The 17131-nt window shown below is 51.2% G+C and carries 14 protein-coding genes and 1 pseudogene; all 15 read left to right on the top strand.

Annotated elements, in window-relative coordinates; genetic code table 11:
* The first annotated feature begins 31 nt into the window (after positions 1-31).
* Positions 32-2641 carry an alanine--tRNA ligase gene (gene alaS, locus DWX91_RS02320; protein ID WP_207722918.1) on the top strand — a complete coding sequence of 870 codons (2610 nt, stop codon included), beginning with the start codon at positions 32-34 and terminating at the stop codon, positions 2639-2641.
* Positions 2642-2778: 137 nt separating this feature from the next.
* Positions 2779-2955 (top strand): 30S ribosomal protein S21, encoded by a 177-nt coding sequence (gene rpsU / locus DWX91_RS02315; protein WP_003504099.1) that lies wholly within the window; start codon positions 2779-2781, stop codon positions 2953-2955.
* Positions 2956-3052: 97 nt separating this feature from the next.
* Positions 3053-4927: a DUF6020 family protein gene (locus DWX91_RS02310; RefSeq protein ID WP_118472311.1), complete on the top strand. Its 1875-nt coding sequence runs from the start codon at positions 3053-3055 to the stop codon at positions 4925-4927.
* Positions 4928-5093: 166 nt separating this feature from the next.
* Positions 5094-5264, top strand: coding sequence for a YabP/YqfC family sporulation protein (locus tag DWX91_RS17075; protein WP_243098953.1), 171 nt, complete (start codon positions 5094-5096; stop codon positions 5262-5264).
* Between the two features lie 9 nt (positions 5265-5273).
* Positions 5274-6563: a sporulation protein YqfD gene (locus tag DWX91_RS02300; protein WP_182431287.1), complete on the top strand. Its 1290-nt coding sequence runs from the start codon at positions 5274-5276 to the stop codon at positions 6561-6563.
* Positions 6538-7572: a PhoH family protein gene (locus DWX91_RS02295; protein WP_243017788.1), complete on the top strand. Its 1035-nt coding sequence runs from the start codon at positions 6538-6540 to the stop codon at positions 7570-7572. Before DWX91_RS02300 ends, DWX91_RS02295 begins: the two co-directional genes overlap by 26 nt.
* Positions 7569-8066, top strand: a complete 498-nt coding sequence (ybeY, locus tag DWX91_RS02290) for an rRNA maturation RNase YbeY (RefSeq protein ID WP_022359625.1) — start codon at positions 7569-7571, stop codon at positions 8064-8066. Before DWX91_RS02295 ends, ybeY begins: the two co-directional genes overlap by 4 nt.
* An 82-nt stretch (positions 8067-8148) precedes the next feature.
* Positions 8149-9273 carry a DUF3048 domain-containing protein gene (locus DWX91_RS02285; RefSeq protein ID WP_118472313.1) on the top strand — a complete coding sequence of 375 codons (1125 nt, stop codon included), beginning with the start codon at positions 8149-8151 and terminating at the stop codon, positions 9271-9273.
* Positions 9254-11065, top strand: coding sequence for a polysaccharide biosynthesis protein (locus tag DWX91_RS02280; protein WP_243017789.1), 1812 nt, complete (start codon positions 9254-9256; stop codon positions 11063-11065). Before DWX91_RS02285 ends, DWX91_RS02280 begins: the two co-directional genes overlap by 20 nt.
* Before the next feature lie 75 nt (positions 11066-11140).
* Positions 11141-11518: a hypothetical protein gene (locus tag DWX91_RS02275; protein ID WP_106999838.1), complete on the top strand. Its 378-nt coding sequence runs from the start codon at positions 11141-11143 to the stop codon at positions 11516-11518.
* 84 nt (positions 11519-11602) lie between these two features.
* Complete coding sequence (locus tag DWX91_RS02270) at positions 11603-12847, top strand: NAD(P)/FAD-dependent oxidoreductase (RefSeq protein ID WP_118472315.1); 1245 nt, start codon at positions 11603-11605, stop codon at positions 12845-12847.
* Positions 12844-14483 (top strand): annotated as a pseudogene (locus tag DWX91_RS02265) (FAD-dependent protein). The gene DWX91_RS02270 and the pseudogene DWX91_RS02265 overlap by 4 nt, the downstream one beginning before the upstream one ends.
* 90 nt (positions 14484-14573) lie before the next feature.
* Positions 14574-14801: a DUF896 domain-containing protein gene (locus DWX91_RS02260; protein WP_022359502.1), complete on the top strand. Its 228-nt coding sequence runs from the start codon at positions 14574-14576 to the stop codon at positions 14799-14801.
* Positions 14802-14817: 16 nt separating this feature from the next.
* On the top strand, positions 14818-15366 hold the full coding sequence (locus tag DWX91_RS02255) for a 5-formyltetrahydrofolate cyclo-ligase (RefSeq protein ID WP_118538231.1): 549 nt from the start codon (positions 14818-14820) through the stop codon (positions 15364-15366).
* A gap of 384 nt (positions 15367-15750) precedes the next feature.
* Complete coding sequence (gene miaB, locus DWX91_RS02250; RefSeq protein ID WP_243098955.1) at positions 15751-17118, top strand: tRNA (N6-isopentenyl adenosine(37)-C2)-methylthiotransferase MiaB; 1368 nt, start codon at positions 15751-15753, stop codon at positions 17116-17118.
* Positions 17119-17131: the final 13 nt, after the last annotated feature.

The raw sequence follows: 17131 nt of genomic DNA, 5'->3' as shown, positions 1-17131 counted from the left end.
GAAAAAATACGGTGTGAACGAACTTAGAAAGATGTTCTTAGACTTTTTTGAGAGCAAGGGACATCTGGCAATGAAGAGTTTCTCTCTGGTTCCGCATAATGATAACAGCCTTCTGCTTATCAACTCTGGTATGGCTCCGTTAAAGCCATATTTTACGGGTCAGGAGATTCCGCCGAGAACAAGAGTATGTACCTGTCAGAAATGTATTCGTACCGGCGATATCGAGAATATCGGTAAGACTGCCCGTCATGGTACCTTTTTTGAGATGCTTGGCAACTTCTCCTTCGGTGATTATTTCAAAGAGGAAGCGATTCACTGGTCCTGGGAATTTTTAACCGAGGTTGTCGGACTTGATCCGGATCGCCTCTATCCGTCTGTGTTCGAGAGCGATGACGAGGCATTTGATATCTGGAACAAAGAGATGGGTATTCCGGCAGAGCGTATTTTCCGCTTTGGCAGAGAGGATAACTTCTGGGAGCATGGCGCTGGTCCGTGCGGTCCGTGTTCTGAGATTTACTATGACCGCGGTGAGAAATACGGCTGCGGCAAACCGGGATGTACGGTAGGCTGTGAGTGTGACCGTTACATGGAGGTATGGAACAATGTATTCTCCCAGTTTAACAATGACGGTCACGGCAACTACACCGAGCTGGAGCACAAGAACATTGATACCGGAATGGGTCTGGAGCGTCTGGCAGTGATCGTACAGGATGTAGATTCCCTGTTTACGGTTGATACCAACAAAGCTCTGTTAGACCGTGTCTGCGAGCTGGCACATACCGAATATCAGAAAGATCATGAGACCGATATTTCTCTGCGTATTGTAGCGGATCATATCAAGTCCTGCACCTTCATGATTTCCGATGGCATTATGCCATCCAACGAGGGACGCGGATATGTTCTGCGCCGCCTTCTGCGCCGTGCAGCACGCCATGGCAAAAAACTTGGCATCGAGGGTGAGTTCTTAGCAGCTCTGTCCCGCACCGTTATCGACCTTTCCAAGGATGGTTATCCGGAACTGGAAGAGAAGAGCGCGATGATTTTCAAGGTTCTTTCTGAGGAAGAGGATAAGTTCAACAGGACCATTGATCAGGGTCTTGCGATCCTTGCTGATATGGAAGAAGATATGAACAAGAAGGGCGAGAAAGTGCTGTCCGGCGACAACGCATTCAAGCTCTACGATACGTATGGATTCCCGATCGATTTAACCCGTGAGATTCTCGAGGAGAAGAGTCTCGGTATCGATGAGGACGGCTTCAACGCAGCGATGAAACGCCAGAAAGAACAGGCGAGAGCGGCGAGAAAGACGACTAACTATATGGGCGCGGATGTTACGGTATATCAGTCCATCGATCCGGCTATTACAACTGAGTTTATCGGCTATGATCGTCTGACAGCGGAATCCGAGATTTCCGTTCTGACGACCGAGGATGAGATTGTAGAGGCACTGACTGACGGTCAGACTGGTACAATTATTACCAAGGAAACCCCGTTCTACGGAACCATGGGTGGTCAGGAGGGTGACTTCGGTCAGATTACCGCTCCGGACGGCTCTGTGTTTGAAGTAAAAGATACCATTCATTTACAGGGTGGCAAGATCGGTCATGTCGGTGTTGTAGTAAAGGGTATGTTCGAGGTGGGAGAAAAAGTAATCATGTCGGTTGACAAGGAAAACCGTGAGCTGACTTCCCGCAACCATTCCGCAACTCATCTGCTTCATAAAGCGCTGCGTACCGTACTTGGTAGCCATGTAGAGCAGGCTGGTTCCCTGGTAACCCGTGACCGTCTGCGTTTCGACTTTACTCATTTCTCTGCGATGACTCCAGAGGAGATAGAGAAGGTTGAAAAGATTGTAAATGATGAGATTGCAGCATCCCTGCCGGTTGTAACCGATGTTATGTCCTTGGATGAGGCAAAGAAGACGGGCGCAATGGCACTGTTTGGCGAGAAGTACGGCGAGAAAGTCCGTGTTGTCAAGATGGGAGATTTCTCCACCGAGCTTTGCGGCGGTACACACGTATCCAACACAGGCACAATTGCATCCTTCAAGATTCTCTCTGAGGCTGGTATTGCAGCAGGCGTCCGCCGTATCGAGGCGCTGACCTCCACCGGTTTGATGAACCACTACAAAGAGGTAGAGAATGAGCTGCATGAGGCGGCGAAACTGGCAAAGACCACTCCGGCTGCACTGAGCAGCAAGATTGAGTCCATGTTAGAAGAGATCAAGACTCTGCACGCAGAGAATGAGAAGTTAAAAAGTAAGCTGGCGAACGACTCTCTGGGCGATGTTATGAACCAGGTACAGGATGTAAACGGCGTGAAGCTGCTGGCAGTTGAGGTTAAGGATGTAGACATGAACGGTCTGCGTAATCTGGGCGATCAGCTGAAAGAGAAGCTGGGCGACGGCGTTGTTCTGATTGCATCTACTCTGGATGGCAAGGTAAGCCTGATGGCTTCTGTAACTGACGGCGCGATGAAGAAGGGTGCACATGCTGGAAACTTAATCAAAGCAATCGCAGGTCTTGTCGGCGGCGGCGGCGGTGGCCGTCCGAACATGGCACAGGCTGGCGGAAAGAATCCGTCTGGTATTGCAGCAGCCCTTGAAAAAGCGGCAGAAGTAGTAGCAGAGCAAGTAAAATAAAAAAATCATAAAAAAATGTAAAATGTTGTTGACGTATCATTTTTTTATGATATAATCTTTTTAGTGCTAAAAAAATACCCATACAGTTGTATTAATATGCACTTATTACACAACTGGAGGGAGGTTAGGTGTGAGCTATGTCAAATGTAATCGTTAAAGATAACGAGAGTCTGGACAGCGCTTTACGCAGATTCAAAAGAAACTGTGCTAAGGCTGGTATCCAGCAGGAGATTCGGAAAAGAGAGCATTACGAGAAACCGAGCGTTCGTCGTAAAAAGAAATCCGAAGCTGCTAGAAAACGCAAATACAATTAAGTAACGCAAAAGTCCTGGTTTTCATATGAACCAGGACTTTTTTGTGCAATAGGAGAAAGAGAAGAAATGCGATGTGGCGGATGATGGAGTGAGGGGCATGAGAGAAAAGCAGGAAAATGAGAGACGGGGAAAGGGATTGAAACAATATATTGCGGATCGGCGCCTGGCAGCAGTCAGCCTTGTGCTTGGCGTTTTGATGGGGCTGATGATTCTTCTGGGAATCCGTTACAGCCGCAATGAGCTGATTTACCGGACGGCGGGACAGTTTTTGGGACAGTTGGCGGGCTGGGCGGTGTGTATGACGGTGATGGTCTGGGCGATTTGTGTGGGACTGGATGCTTTGGGGCGTGGCTGGCCTGAGATACGGGATTTTCAGTTCAGAGAATTCCTGCCTGTGAACAGTTACCAGAAACGGACGCAAGCACGGAGGGGGAAAGACTGCGAAGACCAGGGAAGCAGCCGCGATGTGGAAAGCCAGGGACGGGAATCGAAACAGCGCGCAGCGAAAAATTCGGATTTGGGGACATGGCTGAAATGGATGTTTCTCTCCTGGTGCGTCTATCTTCCGGTTTTTCTGGCGGTTTATCCGGGCATTTATTCTTACGATGCGTCCGCGCAGCTCCTTCAGTTTTATGGAAAACTGCCGCTGACAACCCACCATCCATTAATTCATACGCTATATCTGGGACTCTGCATGAAGATTGCGGGGCGTCTGTTCCATACCTATCAGGCAGGGATGGCGCTGTATGCGCTGTCGCAGTCGTTTTTTATGAGTGCAGTATTTTCCCTGTGTCTGTGCCGGATGAAAGCGCGGCGGGCACCGCGATGGCTCTGCGTTGCTTCGTGGACGTTCTGGATCCTGAATCCGTATCTGACGGTCTTTTCCTTTGTCACGACGAAGGATGTGCTCTTTGGCGCATTTTTCCTGCTGGCATTTGATACGGCATGTTGTCTGGCGGAGGATCCGGAGCATTTTTGGCGGGGAATGTGCCAGAAGAAAGAGGATTTGGATAAAGAAAGAGAGCTGGATAAAGAGAAAAATCCGAATGGAACAGGTTCTCGGAAAGAAGTGGGAAAGACGGGTGATTGGCTGCTCTTTTTTGTGAGTGTGTTTTTCATGTGCCTGTTCCGGAATCAGGGAATCTATGTGTTCCTGTTTTTTGTTTTGGCAGTCTGCCTGTTTTTACGAAAAAAAGTGTATCGCAGAAACTGGTTTATCGGGGCATCTCTGCTGGTGGCAGCTTTATGGTATGTTTTATCCGGTCCGATTCCAACGGCGTTCGGCGTGGGAAAGGGCGATGCGAGGGAGATGCTGTGCGTGCCAATGCAGCAGCTGGCGCGCATATATCATGAAGTCCCGGAGAAATTGACGCCGGAGGAAAAGGATTATATCGAGACGCTGATTGACCCGCAGGCGCTCAGTGAGTATGTCCGTGTCAATGCGGATCCGGTGAAAAATGGATTCCATACGGAAGTGATGCAGGCAGATATGGGACGCTTCGTTCGTATCTGGTCGGAAATCGGGAAGCGCCATCCGGGTATTTATCTGGATTCATTTCTGATGGGGAACTGGGGGTACTGGTATATGGGAGACAGCCAGTACTGGATCAGCTATATTTTATACGACGGGGCATACTTGGAAGGTAATTTAAATATCCTGCATATCACGCGTAACAGCCATTTTCAGGCGCTTTCGGACTGGTTGAGGGAGGCGACACTGACACCGGCATTCCAGTCGGTTCCGGTGCTGTCGGTGCTTCTCAATCAGGCATTTCCGTTCTGGCTGATGCTGTTTGCGGCAGGATTTGCAGTCTGGAAGCACCGGGCGTATGAGATCATTCCGCTGATGCTTCTGCTAGGCTGCTGGGGAACACTTCTGCTGGGACCGGTGGTTTCCCTGCGGTATGCATTGCCGTTGATTTACTGTGTGCCGCGGATGCTGGAAATGATAGTGGGTTTGACGGGAAAATAGTAAACGGCATAGTTTCTGCTTTCCTACATATATTAGATAATAACAATGAAATAGGCGGTAGGCGCTTGTTTGGCAGACAGAAAAAAGCGATCGTTTCGGCACTTCATCTGCCGGAGGACGTCGTTCTCGGAGAGATGCTTCTGTATTTACCGGCAGTCGGGCGGCTGTGGTAGAAAATTACAGGAGCATTCTCTTTTTTTCCGACGAAATGCTGCGGCTGACGGGAAAGAACATCCGGCTTACTATCAAGGGGAAAGGGCTTTCGATTGAGTATTATGACCGCGACAATCTGCGGGTCACGGGGCAGATTGTGTCTGTCGAATTTGGGGTGCTGTGAGGAATGAGTATGGCGAAGGTAAGACACCTTCTACATGGGATAGTGCGGCTTAACATGCGCGGCACCTCCCCGGAGAGATTCCTGAATCTCTGTACGCTGGCAGGTTTAAATGTCTGGCAGGTAAAAAAAGAGCAGGAAAATCTGCTGTTTTATATGGAAATCCGCGATTTTAAGCGGTGTGCGCCACTGGCAAGAAAAGCGGGAGTCCGTCTGCATATCGTTGAAAAGCGTGGACTGCCGGTGTTTCTCTGGCGGAACCGGAAACGGAAAGGGTGGGCGGTCAGCTTCGTCCTTTTTTTTCTGTTATTATTGTTTCTGGCACAATTTGTCTGGGAGATCGACTGGAGTGGAAACCGGCGTTATACCGAAAGTGAGCTGAATCATTACCTCCAGACGCTGCAGATTGAAGAGGGAATTCCCAAGAAGCGGATTTCCTGTGCGAGGCTGGAGGAAGAACTGCGGGAGTCATTTGAAGATATCACCTGGGTGTCGGTGCGCCTGCATGGGACGCGCCTTTTCATCCGTCTGCGGGAGAGCGAGGTTCCGGTCCGTCAGGAAGTGGAGTCCGGCGAGGCGTGCGATCTGGCGGCGGCATCCGACGCGCGGATCACGTCGGTAGTCGTCCGGAGCGGAATCCCGCTTGTGCAGGCGGGAGATACGGTGGAAAAGGGGCAGCTTCTGGTGTCGGGAACGGTGCCGATCACAGATGATGGAGGCGAAGAAATTTCCTCTTACCGGGTGCGGGCGGATGCGGATATATATGGGATCCGGGAGCGGGTCGGGAGAAAGGAGCTTCCGCTCTGGAGGGAAATGCGGACGGAAACGGGAAAGAAACGATACGGAATTGCTTTGGAAGCAGGAACACACACATTTTACTGGAAAATTCCAGAATTTTATGATATGATAGAACATACATTCGATATGGCGGAGCAGTGGGGCTTTTTCAGACGAAGCAGGCGGATGAAACCTGCCTGGACGATCCGGACGGAGTACCGGAAATTGCGGCTCCCGCTTGATTTTTATCTGCCGCTTTCTGTCGGGTGGAGTGAGTACCGGGAGACGTCTGTCTGCGAAAAAAGGTATACAGAACCAGAGCTTGCGGCGCTGTCAGCGGCATTTCAAAAGGAGACGGAAGAAAAATTGATCGAAAAAGGTGTACATATTATGGCAAGTGATGGTAGAATACTAATAAATGGCGGAGTCTGCCATTTTGAGGTACGGCTTCAGACGGAGGAGCCGATTCAAGTTGTGACACAAGGAGAACAGCAAAGGAATGAGCATAATAGAGACAATGATTGATATTCCGATGGAACATGAGCGGAATGTATGCGGACAGTTTGACGCGTATCTGAAAAAGATTGAGCGGACGCTGCACGTGACGATGATCACACGCGACGGCGCGCTGAAAATCATCGGTCCGGAGCAGACGATCCGGCAGGCGAAGAGTGTGTTCAACAATCTGTTAGAGCTTTCCAAGCGCGGCAATACCGTTACCGAGCAGAATGTTGATTACGCCCTGTCGCTGTCCTTCACGGAGAAGGATGATCAGATTCTCGAGATCGATAAGGATATCATCTGCCGGACGATCACGGGCAAGCCGGTCAAACCGAAGACGATGGGACAGAAACAGTACGTGGACCTGATCCGCAAGAAGATGATTGTATTTGGCATCGGTCCGGCGGGTACCGGAAAAACGTATCTGGCGATGTCGATGGCGATACAGGCATTTAAGAGTGGCGAGGTAAGCCGGATCATCCTGACGCGTCCGGCGATCGAGGCGGGGGAAAAACTGGGTTTTCTGCCGGGCGATCTGCAGAGCAAGATCGATCCGTACCTGCGTCCGCTTTACGATGCGCTGTATCAGATTATGGGGGCAGAAAGTTACCTGCACAATTCTGAGAAGGGCTTGATTGAGGTGGCGCCGCTTGCGTACATGCGTGGTCGTACCCTGGATAATGCGTTCATCATTCTCGATGAGGCGCAGAATACGACCCCGGCACAGATGAAGATGTTCCTGACACGTATCGGCTTTGGTTCCAAGGTGATCGTGACGGGCGACCAGTCGCAAAAGGATCTGCCTGCCGGAGCTGCGTCCGGACTGGATACGGCGATTCATGTACTCAAGAAAATTGACGATATTGGTTTCTGCTATCTGACCAGCAGCGATGTAGTCCGCCATCCGCTGGTACAGAAGATCGTAGAGGCATACGATGCGTATGAGAAAAAAGATGCGGATGCGTCCCGCGGTTTCCGGAGAAATAGTTCCGGGACGCGTGACCGGAAAGATGGAGGAAGAAAGAACAGATGACAATCCAGATCGAATATGAAGCAGAGCGGGAGTGGGAGATAGATTACCGGCCGATCATCGAGGAGATCGTGGTTGCGGCGCTCGATTATGAAAAATGCCCGTATGAGGCGGAGGTCAATGTAGTCCTGACAAATGATGAGGAGATTCATCGTATTAATAAGGAATTCCGAGGAATTGACCGGGCAACCGACGTCCTCTCTTTTCCGATGGGTGATTACGATGTGCCGTCCGATTTTGAACGGTTGGAAGAGCAGTCAGAGGACTATTTTAACCCGGAGACGGGCGAACTTCTTCTGGGAGATATCGTGATCTCGATCGATAAGGTAGACGAGCAGGCAGAGAAATACGGTCATTCTAAGGAGCGCGAACTGGCGTTCCTAGTGGCACACAGTATGCTGCACCTGTGCGGTTACGATCATATGGAAGATGACGAACGTCTTGTGATGGAGAAAAAACAGGAGGAAATCCTGGCTGGCAAAGGGTATACGCGCTAAAAGCAGGGAAAAGAACCGGAGGGAAAGGGGAGAGCCCATTCGGGAAATGAGGCATATGGGGATGTGATGGGGGAAGTACGGAATGAAAAAAAGCAGTTGGAAAATAAGGGCACTGGCACTGACTCTGATGGCAGTCTGCTGGCTGTCAGGCTGTTCGGCTCACAAAGAAATATCGGTAACGGTAGCAGAGACACAGGAGGAGACACGTGAGCTGTCCTTAAATACAGAGACGGAGGCCGAAACGCAGCCGGAAGCAGAGCCGGAGGAACGCTGCGAAAAAGACGGGAAGATACAGAGTTATCTGACCGGGGAATGGACGGATGTCGCAAAGGCGAACCGACGTCCGCTCGCGATCATGATGAGCAATGACAAGGTGGCGCTTCCGCAGTATGGCATCAACCATGCCGGAGTGGTCTATGAGGCACCAGTGGAAGGCAGCATGAACCGCTATATGGCACTGATAGAGGACTATGACGATCTGAACCGGATCGGTTCCGTCCGGAGCTGCCGCCCATACTATACTTTTTTTGCAAGGGAATTTGAGGCGGTCTATGCACATTATGGGCAGAATACGTTTGCACTTCCGTATCTGGAGCAGATGGAACATTTAGATGGAATCAAAGGCAATGGGGCATCTGCGTATTTCCGGACCAAGGATCGGAAGACCCCGCACAATGCCTATGCATCGGGACCAAAGCTGCGCCAGGCGATCGAGGCGAGCGGTTATGCGGATGTGTACCCGGAGAGCTATGAGGGGCATTATACTTTTGCGCCGGAGAGTGCGCCGGTGTGCTTTGAGGATGGTATCGCAGCGGCCAAAGTAGTGCCAGGTTATCAGTTAAGCAATCCCTGGTTTGAGTATCACCCGGAGGACGGGCTGTACTACCGGTATCAGTATGGCGGTCCGCATATGGGAGATGAAGGACAGATAGCGGTTAAAAATATTATTTTCCAATACTGTTTGTGGAAATATTATAAACCGACGGAATATCTGGATATTGATGTCCATACACCGGCGACGGGGTATTATTTTACAAATGGACACGGCATTCTGATTCGTTGGGAAAAAGACGGCGCTTACGGCGTCACAAAGTATTACGATATGGACGGTCAGGAAATCAAGCTGAATCCGGGCAAGACCTGGGTCTGCATCCTTCCGAATGACCGTATGGATAAGGCGGAATTCTATGGAGAACAGACGGAGTAGAAGAAAACCCGGAATGCGGGAAGAGACAGAAAGAGAGATAATCAGCCGGCAGCGTACGGCAGGACGTAGAGAAGAAGCAACCGGAGGCAGCCGGGAAAGTGCGGGTAGAAGCCGTAACCGGTCAGGAAGCAGCCGGAAGCCGGAAGCGGTTCCGGTGAGAAAAGAAAATTTTGTCATTCAGGGTACGATCCTGGCAGTTGCCGGTATCATTGTGCGTCTGATCGGTATTCTGTACCGCGTCCCGATGACGAATATCATCGGCGATGAGGGCATGGGATATTATTCGACGGCATTCAATGTATATAATATCATGCTGATCCTTTCATCGTACAGTCTGCCTCTGGCGGTGTCGAAGATGGTAGCGGCCCGCCTTGCGAAAGGGCAGTACCGCAATATGAACCGTGTTCTGCGGGCGGCGCTTGTCTATGCGACGGTCGTAGGTGGTCTGGCATGCTTTATTACCTGGAATTTTTCAGGCTTTTTTGCAACGACCTTGTTTAACACGCCGTTCTGCGTGTATGCACTCCGCACACTTGCGCCAACGATCTGGATCATGGCGTATCTGGGCGTGCTGCGCGGTTACTTCCAGGGACATGGAACGATGATTCCGACGGCGATCTCCCAGATCCTGGAGCAGGTGGTCAACGCGATTATCAGTGTGGTGGCCGCCAGCGTCCTTTTCAAGGTGGGACTGGATACAGCGAAAGTATATGGAAAAGATGGATATGCACAGGCATTTGGCGCGGCAGGCGGTACGATCGGCACAGGAAGCGGCGCGTTTGCAGCCCTGTTATTTGTGCTGGTATTGTTTTTACTCTACCGTCCGACGGCAAAACGGCGGATTGCCAAGGATCGGAGCGGTAGTGTGGATTCCTACCGTCAGATTTCGAGAATCTTCTTCTTTACCGTTATTCCGGTTATCGTAAGCTCGGGTGTTTACAATATTAACTCGGTTATTGACAACGGTATCATGGCGCACGGCATGGAGTCGCTGGGACGCGGCAAAGAGTTTTTAGCCCTCTGGGGTATCTACAACAACAAATATATGCTGCTGGTACATGTCCCGCTTGCGATGGCGAACTCACTGTCCTCATCGCTGATTCCTTCGCTGTCCGGTGCAATAGCGCGTAAGGACCGAAAGGCGGCGATTGAGAAGACAGCCCTTGCGATCCGGTTTGCTATGCTGATTGCGATTCCGTCGGCGGTGGGGCTGACGGTACTTTCAGCGCCGGTCAATAACCTGTTATTCCGGGGCGGCAACAATGCGGAAGCGATCCGTATGATGATGATTGGCGCTTCAGCCGTTATCTTCCTGTCGCTTTCGACGGTTACCAATGCAATCTTACAGGGACTTAACCGGATGAATGTTCCGGTGCGGAACGCCTTGATTTCGTTGGCATTACACGTGATTGCGCTGTATATTATGCTGATGATCTTCAATATGGGTATCTACAGTATGGTATTTGCAAGTATTTTATTTGCGCTCTTTATGTGCATTTTAAATGCGATCGCGATCCGCAACACACTCGGTTACCGCCAGGAGATGGTCAAGACCTTCCTGCTGCCGGCGATCAGCGCAGCATTTATGGGCGCGGCGGCATATGGCGTGTACCGTGGGGTTACGCTGGTGATCCACAGCAATGTGCTGGGAACGCTGCTGGCGGTGCTTGTGGCGGTCGCGGTATATGGCGTGCTTCTTATCAAGCTGCACTGTATCGAGGAAGATGAGATGTATTCGATGCCGATGGGACGGAAACTCACACGCATCTGCCGGAAGCTGCATCTGATGTAGGGTTAGAAATTTAGTTATGATTAAAATTTAGAAAAAAGTGAATAATAAGGATACACAACAGGAGGTATCCTTATTATGAGAAAATATCAGGGAATACTGTTTGCGGCGCTTTTTTGTTTTGCAATGCTTCTGCTTCTGGCGGCAGGGCTCTGGTGGTACCGTCCACGGCGGGCGGAACCGGTACCGGGGCGCGTGTATGAGTCAGAGCGGATGCCGGAGAATAATGCGGTTCTGAACCCGGAACCGGAAGTGGCGGAGAAACAATCCGGCTATTGTCTGACGGCGGAGGATGGGATGCTGCTTATCTTTGACGGAACAAGCGGCGAAGTCTGTTTCCAGACCCATATGCCGCTCTCAGAATTTTCCGTGGAAGAACAGGAAAAACTGCTGGAAGGAGTCTGGTTCGACACAATGACGGATGTGTTTCACTATCTGGAGTCTTTCAGCAGTTAGATGTGATTATAATACAGTCAAAAAACAAAGAAGAAAGTCCGCGTATGAACGGTACGAAGCAAACGGTCAGGAAGGGAAATAGGAATGAGTCAGAATAAAGTAATCATAGTGGGAGCGGGAGCAGCCGGAATGACGGCTGCCATTTTTGCTGCCAGGGAGGGCGCACAGGTGGTTCTGCTGGAACATAAAGACCGGGTCGGCAAGAAGATCCTGTCTACCGGCAATGGACGCTGTAACCTTTCAAACCGTTTGCAGGAGCCGTTCTGCTACCGCAGTGGTCAGCCGGATTTTCCATGGAAGGCGCTTGGGGCGTTTACGCTTCCGATGACACTGGAATATTTTGAGGATCTCGGCGTTTTGACGCGGGAACGGGACGGATATCTGTATCCATATTCCGGGCAGGCAAGCGCTGTTTTAGATGCACTCCGTCTGGGACTTGCGCGGGAGTCGGTTCAGGTGGTGACGGAATGTGAAGTTTTCTCGATCACGCCGCGCGAAGATGCGAAACACCGGTTTGAAGTGAAGACGTCCCAGGGGAGCTTTTCGAGCGAGACGCTGATTCTGGCGTGCGGCAGCAAGGCGGCACCGGGTACAGGTTCGGATGGAAGCGGATACAAACTGGCGAAACGGCTGGGACACCATATCATCAAGCCGCTTCCGGCACTGGTTCAGCTTCGTTGCCCGGAAAAGTTCTTTAAACAGCTCGCTGGAGTACGCGCGGATGCCTCTGTGATACTCTACAGCGATGGCAGAAAGCTGGCGGAGGACAAGGGTGAGGTGCAGCTTACGGATTATGGTATTTCGGGGATTCCGGTTTTCCAGGTCAGCCGCTTTGCGGCGCGCGCGCTCGATGAGGGACGGGATGTACGGGCGGTACTCAATTTTTATCCGGAATGCCCGGAAACGGAGACACGCCGGATATTAAAAGAGCGGAGTGAGCGCCTGAAAGAACGGCAGGTGGAGGACTTTTTTTCCGGCTGGATACATAAAAAACTGGCAGCTCTGTTTTTAAAACAGGCAGGAATCCGGCCAGATCGGACGGTTGGCAGCCTGACAGAGGTACAGATTCAGACGCTGGGGGATCTGCTCTGCCGGTTTGAGGTCAGCGTGAACGGTACAAATTCCTTTGAACAGGCACAGATCTGCTGCGGCGGCGTCGATGTGCGGGAGGTTGACGCACAGACGATGGAATCGAAGAAGGTAAAAGGGTTATATTTTGCCGGGGAGATTCTGGATGTCGATGGCATCTGCGGCGGTTATAATCTCCAGTGGGCGTGGAGCAGCGGCGCAGCAGCTGGAAAATGTGCTGGAAGGGAGTCAGATAAATGATACGAGTAAATCAGGTAAAACTGCCGGTCAGCCACAGTGAGGCGGATCTTCGCAAGAAAACCGCCAAAATGATGGGAGTATCGGCAGATCAGATACAGTCGGTGGAGCTGGTGCGCCAGTCTCTGGATGCGCGCAAAAAGCCAGATCTGTACTATTTATATGCATTAGATGTTGCAGTGGCAGGGAAAGAGGCGGCGATTGTCAAACGTGCGCGTAGTGTAAATGTGCAGATCCGAAAGGAAGAGGCGTACCGCCTGCCCGATCCGGGAATAGAGCCGCTTCGGGAACGACCGGTAATCGTGGGTTTTGGTCCGGCAGGTATGTTTTGTGGTCTGATGTTGGCGCGTGCCGGATATCGCCCGCTTATTCTGGAACGGGGGCTGGATGCGGACAGCCGTGCAAAGGCGGTTGCACGTTATTGGACAGATGGAACGCTGGATCCGGAGTGCAATGTGCAGTTCGGCGAGGGCGGTGCCGGTACGTTTTCAGATGGAAGCTGAATACGCTGGTCAAGGATCCGTCTGGGCGGAATAAGGAAGTGCTGAAAATCTTGGCGCAGGCGGGCGCGGATCCGACAATTACCTATGTGAACAAGCCGCACGTTGGAACGGATGTTCTGCGGACGGTGGTAAAGAATATTCGAAGTGAGATAGAGAGCCTGGGCGGTGAGGTACGGTTTGGCTGCCGTCTGGAGGACTTTGAGACACAGAATGGTCATTTGTGTTCCATCCGCGTTAGTGCCCGTAAAGGCACGTCGGAGGCAGGACGGACGGTGGAGGAGATTCCGGCATCGGCACTGGTGCTGGCGATCGGGCATAGCGCCCGCGATACGTTTGCGATGCTGGCAGAGAAACCGCTCGACATGCAGGCAAAGGCATTTGCGGTGGGACTGCGGATCCAGCACCCACAGACGCAGATCAACTTAAGCCAGTACGGACGGGAAGAAGCCGGGAATCTGGGGGCGGCCAGCTATAAGCTGACGGCACAGACCTCCGGAGGCAGGGGCGTGTATTCTTTCTGTATGTGTCCGGGCGGCTTTGTTGTGGATGCATCCTCAGAGCCGGGACGGCTGGCAATCAACGGCATGAGCAACCATGATCGTGCCGGTGCAAACGCAAACAGCGCCCTGATTGTGACCGTTACACCGGAGGATTTTCCACAGCCGGGCACACTTGGCGGCGTGACGTTCCAGCGTCAGCTGGAGGAAGCGGCATACCGCTGCGGCGGCGGAAAAATCCCGGTACAGCTTTATGGAGATTTCCGGGAAAACCGGATTTCAACGGGATTTGGAGCAGTGACACCACAGTTTGAAGGGCAGTTTGCATTTGGAAATCTGCGGGAGGTGCTGCCGGAAGTGCTTTCGGCAGCGATGTTAGAGGGAATGGAACATTTTGGACATGTGATTCATGGCTTTGACCGCGAGGATGCGGTTTTTGCCGGAGTAGAGAGCCGGACCTCCTCGCCGCTGCGGATTCCGCGTGACCACGCGACGATGGAGAGCAGCACGATCGCGGGCATCTACCCATGCGGCGAAGGCGCTGGATATGCGGGCGGCATTACCTCGGCGGCGATGGATGGGATGAAGACGGCAGAGGCAATTATCGCGAAGTATGCTATCCCCAAAATTAAATTGTGAGAGAGAATGGTTCAGCGGCTTTAGGCTTTATAGTAAGGATGTCTGCCTGTAGCTGCGAAGAAACAAGCATTATAAGAGGAGAAATGATAGATGAAACAGGAAAGAATTGACCGTATTAATACGTTATATCATAAGAGCCAGGCAGTTGGATTGACCGAAGAAGAGAAAAAAGAGCAGGCAGCGCTTCGGAAGGAGTACATTGAGTCAATCCGTGGAAATATGCGAGGACAGTTAAATTCGATACTGATTAAAGAGAAAGACGGTTCTATTACGGATCTGGGTAAGAAATACGGCGGCGTTACGGATACGAAGAATTAATTGAAGGGTAGAAGAGATGGTTATTCATTCATCTGGATCGCAGATATCAAAACAGGAGGTTCGCGCATATGTCCTTCAAAAACGCGGGACTCTGCTGCCAGAAGAAAAACAACGATGGGATGAGGCATTGTTAGAACGTCTCCACCCCTTCTTTCCATCAGCCGGGACGGCAGTGTATGCCTATACGAGTGTGCGCGGTGAGGCAAGTACGGAATATTTGATTGACGAGCTGTTAAAACGCGGCTGCCGGGTGGCGCTGCCGCGGGTGTTTGGGCGTGAGATGCGTTTTTTCTATGTCACAGATCGGTGTCAGCTTGTGACGGGGGCATATGGCATCCCGGAACCGGCGGACGGATGTCAGGAGGCAGATGCGCCGAAAGCGCTGGTGATCACGCCTGGCGTAGGGTTTTCCAAGGATGGAACCGCATCGGTTATGGGGCGGGGTATTATGACCGCTTTTTTGCGGCAGAACCGGATCATATGGCGGTGGGACTCTGCTATGGATTCCAGTTGTTTCCGGCATTTGAAACCGAAAAGCACGATAAAAAAATGGCATATATTGTGACACCGGAGCAGACAATTAAAGTTTTGTAATGTCTGGCGCACTCGCGCGAAGCAGAAACATATCAAAGGCATACAGGAACAGAGCAGCCGTGTGGTAAACTCTGTTTTTGCTTCCAGATACATGAACCGGAATATTTTGTAAGAAACTGGAAAGGATTCTGGCAGGAATGGGACTTGCGAAAATGAGCACCATATAGTAATATTATCTAATGTATGAAATATTAGGATTATTAGGATAATGAAAGAATAGTAAGGAGCAATACAATTTATGGATTTACATACAAACGATTCGTCCGAATCCGCAGCAGGCGTGTTTGTGTCTGACAAATGTCAGATTCCGGTGGGCGGTGTACCGCAGCAGGAACCGGAGCGCCAGCAGTATTATATGGCACTCTGCCGCCAGAAGGTACAGGAGATTTCGGACAAACTGGGGCGTCCGCTGACCTGCTTTATCTCGACGTTTGGATGTCAGATGAATGCACACGATTCAGAAAAGCTTCTCGGTATTCTGCTGGAAGCAGGATTTGTGGAAGGAACCAGTGAGGAATCGGATTTCGTCCTCTACAATACATGTACAGTCCGTGAAAATGCGAACCTGCGCGTGTATGGACGTTTAGGGTATCTTCACAGCCTCAAGAAAAAGAATCCGCACATGATGATCGCACTCTGCGGCTGCATGATGCAGGAGCCGGAGGTTGTAGAGAAATTAAAGAAGAGCTACCGCTTTGTGGACTTGATTTTCGGTACGCACAATGTATATAAACTGGCAGAGCTGCTGGAACAGCGCTTTGAGACGGGGAAGATGGTCATCGATATCTGGAAAGGAACTGATAAGATCGTTGAGGATCTGCCGTCGGAGCGCAAATATACATTTAAGTCTGGCGTTAATATCATGTTTGGCTGCAACAATTTCTGCAGCTATTGCATCGTCCCGTATGTGCGCGGACGCGAGCGCAGCCGTGCGCCGGAGGACATCATCCGTGAGATTGAAGAGCTGGTTAAGAACGGCGTCGTGGAGATCATGCTGTTAGGGCAGAATGTCAATTCCTACGGAAAGAACCTGGAATCTCCAATTACCTTTGCAGAACTTCTGCGCCGGGTAGAGCGGATTGAGGGGCTTAAACGGATCCGTTTCATGACCTCCCATCCGAAGGATCTGTCGGATGAGCTGATCGAAGTGATGGCATCTTCCAAGAAGATCTGCCGCCATCTGCATCTGCCGCTTCAGTCGGGCAGCAGCGAGATCCTAAAGAAGATGAACCGCCATTACACGAAGGAGCAGTATCTGGAACTGGCAGAGCGCATCCGCAAGGCGGTACCGGATATTTCCCTGACGACGGATATCATCGTTGGATTTCCGGGAGAGACGGAGGAAGATTTCGAGGAGACACTGGAGGTTGTGCGGAAAGTCCGCTACGACAGCGCATTTACCTTTATTTATTCGAAGCGCACCGGAACTCCGGCGGCAGCGATGGAAAATCAGGTTCCAGAAGAAGTTGTCAAAGAACGTTTCGACCGTCTGCTCGCAGAGGTACAGGCGATTTCTGCACAGGTCTGTGGACGAGATGTCCATACGGTGCAGGAGGTTCTGGTGGAGGAACCGGACAGTCACGTGGAGGGACTGGTAACCGGACGTATGTCCAATAACACAATCGTTCATTTCCCAGGTGGAAAAGAGCTGATTGGTAAAATTGTTAAAGTATATCTGAAGGAATCCAAGGGATTTTACTATATGGGATCCATGGTAGATTAAGGAGGATAAATTT

The sequence above is a fragment of the Clostridium sp. AF22-10 genome (genome assembly GCF_003478725.1).
Classification (GTDB): Bacteria; Bacillota; Clostridia; order Lachnospirales; family Lachnospiraceae; genus Otoolea; species Otoolea fessa.
This window is presented reverse-complemented; position numbering and strand designations above follow the sequence as displayed.

Excerpts from the sequence above, each read along its gene's own strand:
- alaS (WP_207722918.1), top strand. The coding sequence starts at position 32 with ATGTTCTTAGACTTTTTTGAGAGCAAGGGACATCTGGCAATGAAGAGT.
- rpsU (WP_003504099.1), top strand. The coding sequence starts at position 2,779 with ATGTCAAATGTAATCGTTAAAGATAACGAGAGTCTGGACAGCGCTTTA.
- DWX91_RS02310 (WP_118472311.1), top strand. The coding sequence starts at position 3,053 with ATGAGAGAAAAGCAGGAAAATGAGAGACGGGGAAAGGGATTGAAACAA.
- DWX91_RS02300 (WP_182431287.1), top strand. The coding sequence starts at position 5,274 with ATGGCGAAGGTAAGACACCTTCTACATGGGATAGTGCGGCTTAACATG.
- DWX91_RS02295 (WP_243017788.1), top strand. The coding sequence starts at position 6,538 with ATGAGCATAATAGAGACAATGATTGATATTCCGATGGAACATGAGCGG.
- ybeY (WP_022359625.1), top strand. The coding sequence starts at position 7,569 with ATGACAATCCAGATCGAATATGAAGCAGAGCGGGAGTGGGAGATAGAT.
- DWX91_RS02285 (WP_118472313.1), top strand. The coding sequence starts at position 8,149 with ATGAAAAAAAGCAGTTGGAAAATAAGGGCACTGGCACTGACTCTGATG.
- DWX91_RS02280 (WP_243017789.1), top strand. The coding sequence starts at position 9,254 with ATGGAGAACAGACGGAGTAGAAGAAAACCCGGAATGCGGGAAGAGACA.
- DWX91_RS02275 (WP_106999838.1), top strand. The coding sequence starts at position 11,141 with ATGAGAAAATATCAGGGAATACTGTTTGCGGCGCTTTTTTGTTTTGCA.
- DWX91_RS02270 (WP_118472315.1), top strand. The coding sequence starts at position 11,603 with ATGAGTCAGAATAAAGTAATCATAGTGGGAGCGGGAGCAGCCGGAATG.
- DWX91_RS02260 (WP_022359502.1), top strand. The coding sequence starts at position 14,574 with ATGAAACAGGAAAGAATTGACCGTATTAATACGTTATATCATAAGAGC.
- DWX91_RS02255 (WP_118538231.1), top strand. The coding sequence starts at position 14,818 with ATGGTTATTCATTCATCTGGATCGCAGATATCAAAACAGGAGGTTCGC.
- miaB (WP_243098955.1), top strand. The coding sequence starts at position 15,751 with ATGGCACTCTGCCGCCAGAAGGTACAGGAGATTTCGGACAAACTGGGG.